Annotated in this window: 3 protein-coding genes; all 3 read left to right on the forward strand. The window is 38.8% G+C overall.

The window, feature by feature from the left end; all coding sequences use genetic code 11:
• Positions 1-683: gliding motility-associated C-terminal domain-containing protein (locus HRT72_08395; GenBank protein ID NQY67725.1), on the forward strand; the 683-nt coding region annotated here is incomplete at its 5' end.
• A complete protein-coding gene (locus HRT72_08400; GenBank protein ID NQY67726.1) occupies positions 683-1636 on the forward strand; it encodes a PorP/SprF family type IX secretion system membrane protein in 954 nt (317 codons plus the stop codon). The genes HRT72_08395 and HRT72_08400, both read left to right, overlap by 1 nt.
• 92 nt (positions 1637-1728) lie before the next feature.
• Positions 1729-2137: FAD-dependent oxidoreductase (locus tag HRT72_08405; GenBank protein ID NQY67727.1), on the forward strand; the 409-nt coding region annotated here is incomplete at its 3' end.

Genomic DNA, 2137 nt, shown 5'->3' on the forward strand with positions numbered 1-2137 from the left:
TTAGTGGAGGAACGGGGCCTGGAACATATACCTATATATGGTCGGATGGACAAGCAACTAACCCAGCAATAGATCTTACAGGAAGCAGTTCTATGACTGCAACCGTTACCGACGAGAATGGATGTACGGCTACGACATCAACTGTTGTGGTCGGGAATGATGTACTTGACCCAAGTGTTGCCTATGCTGAGCCTACTGTTGTGAGCTATGGAGGGTCTTCCGGTTTAACCGCATTCTATCATGAAGATGCAGATTATGCGTGGTCAACTCCTAACGGACCTCTTACAGAATTCCCATCTCCTATGGTAACAGAAATAAAAGAAACTACAAACTATATAGTTATAATGTCCTACGGTGAATGTGCTGATGTTAGATCCGTAACGGTAGAAGTATTAAATCCTCAGATTAATAATATCCCTAACGCATTCAGTCCAAATAACGACGGAATAAATGATACATGGATAATAAATAACATTGAAGCTTACCCTGAAAATAAATTAAAAATCTATAATCGATGGGGTCAGGTAGTATACAAACAAGTTGGGTACAGTCCGGAAAATGCGTTTAATGGAAAACGGCTTGGTCAGGATTTACCGGAAGCTACTTACTGGTACCATTTTGTATTAGATCAAAATATTAAAGAGTCTGAGAAATACACCGGAACCGTGATAATTATTAGATAATGTATATAGTTAAATCTATCTTCTTTATTCTGATTTGCATCTCTTTATCCGATTCATTGTTGGGTCAACAACTATTGCACCGAACGCAATATACTCTTCACGATTTCTTATTGAATCCTGCGGCAGCTGGAAGCAGAACTAAAGCTGTTGTTCAAGTAGGTAAGAGATATCAATGGGTTGGTATACCCGGGCAGCCCACTACTTTCTTCGGAAGCTTTCATAGTCCCATTGCGGCACCCAAAACCCGTAAAGTTCACCACGGAATGGGACTACATGTAGTTAATGAAGATTACGCCCCATACGGTAGCCAGCATATGATGTTTGCCTATGCATTTCATTATGCCCTCACAAGAAAAACGAATGTAAGTTTAGGATTGGCGGGAGGCATAAATCAATTTAGGTTTAATTCTGCCGGTATACGATTTGCGGTAGATCCAGATCCAGTTGTAGAACATACTACCAGCTTAATATTTCCTGATATGCAAGTGGGTATTCTTGCATATTCAAAAGATTACTTCGTTGGGTTTAACACTTTGCAAGTTCTAAAGAACAGAATCAGAAGTATCGCAGGAGGCAATAGTGATCAAACAAGAATGCGGAGGCACTATTTCCTAAATGCTGGAAAGAAATTCAAAACGGGTCCAAATGGCCAAAGTTTATGGGTAGCTATACCATCTTTTAACATAACTTATTCTTCTGGCTCTCCACTTGGTGTGGATCTTAATCTTCGTTACGTATGGGACGAAAAGTTTTGGTTAGGGGGAACATATAGAATTCAAGACGCAGTCGCTGCCATGATAGGATTTAATGTATGGCGTTTAGGTATTGGATATTCTTACGACTACACTCTCTCAAAATTACATGAATTCAGTAATAATTCTCACGAAGTAATCCTAGAACTTCGACTCAGAGACGAAAGAGAGAAAAACAAGCCCTGTCACGCTTATTATTAATTCTCTTTTTTCACGAACAATTTCCAAGAACATTTCGTATTCAACAACCTATCAATCAGTTGAATTATACTGAATTTAAAGTGAATCATTAGATGAAGAAGTACGATTTGTGTATTATTGGAGGTGGTCCTTCTGGTTATGCCGCTGCAATGCGAGCTGTTGATCTCCGCAAAAAGGTAATTCTTATTGAAAGGGATAAAATTGGCGGTGCTGGTATTTTTAACGGTGCACTCACTTCCAAAACGATGTGGGAGCTTTCAACCAGATATTACAGCATTAAAAACGAATTCCCTTTAGGAGATCAAGAGAAATTCGATCTAAGCTTCGACCATCTTAATAAAACTGTAGGGGAAGCGGTTTATGATCGAAAAACACAACTTCAAGTACATATCAAGCTTTTAGAAGAAAAATATGGTGAATATTTCACCTATGAGAGAGGTCACGGCGTGCTTTTAAATAAAAACGAGGTACTAATTACAAAGAAGAATAAGGCACTTGAAA

The organism is Flavobacteriales bacterium, from assembly GCA_013214975.1.
Lineage (GTDB): Bacteria > Bacteroidota > Bacteroidia > DT-38 > DT-38 > DT-38.

What these genes read in the sequence shown, in the direction of transcription:
- HRT72_08400 (NQY67726.1), top strand. Translation starts at nt 683, where the DNA reads ATGTATATAGTTAAATCTATCTTCTTTATTCTGATTTGCATCTCTTTA.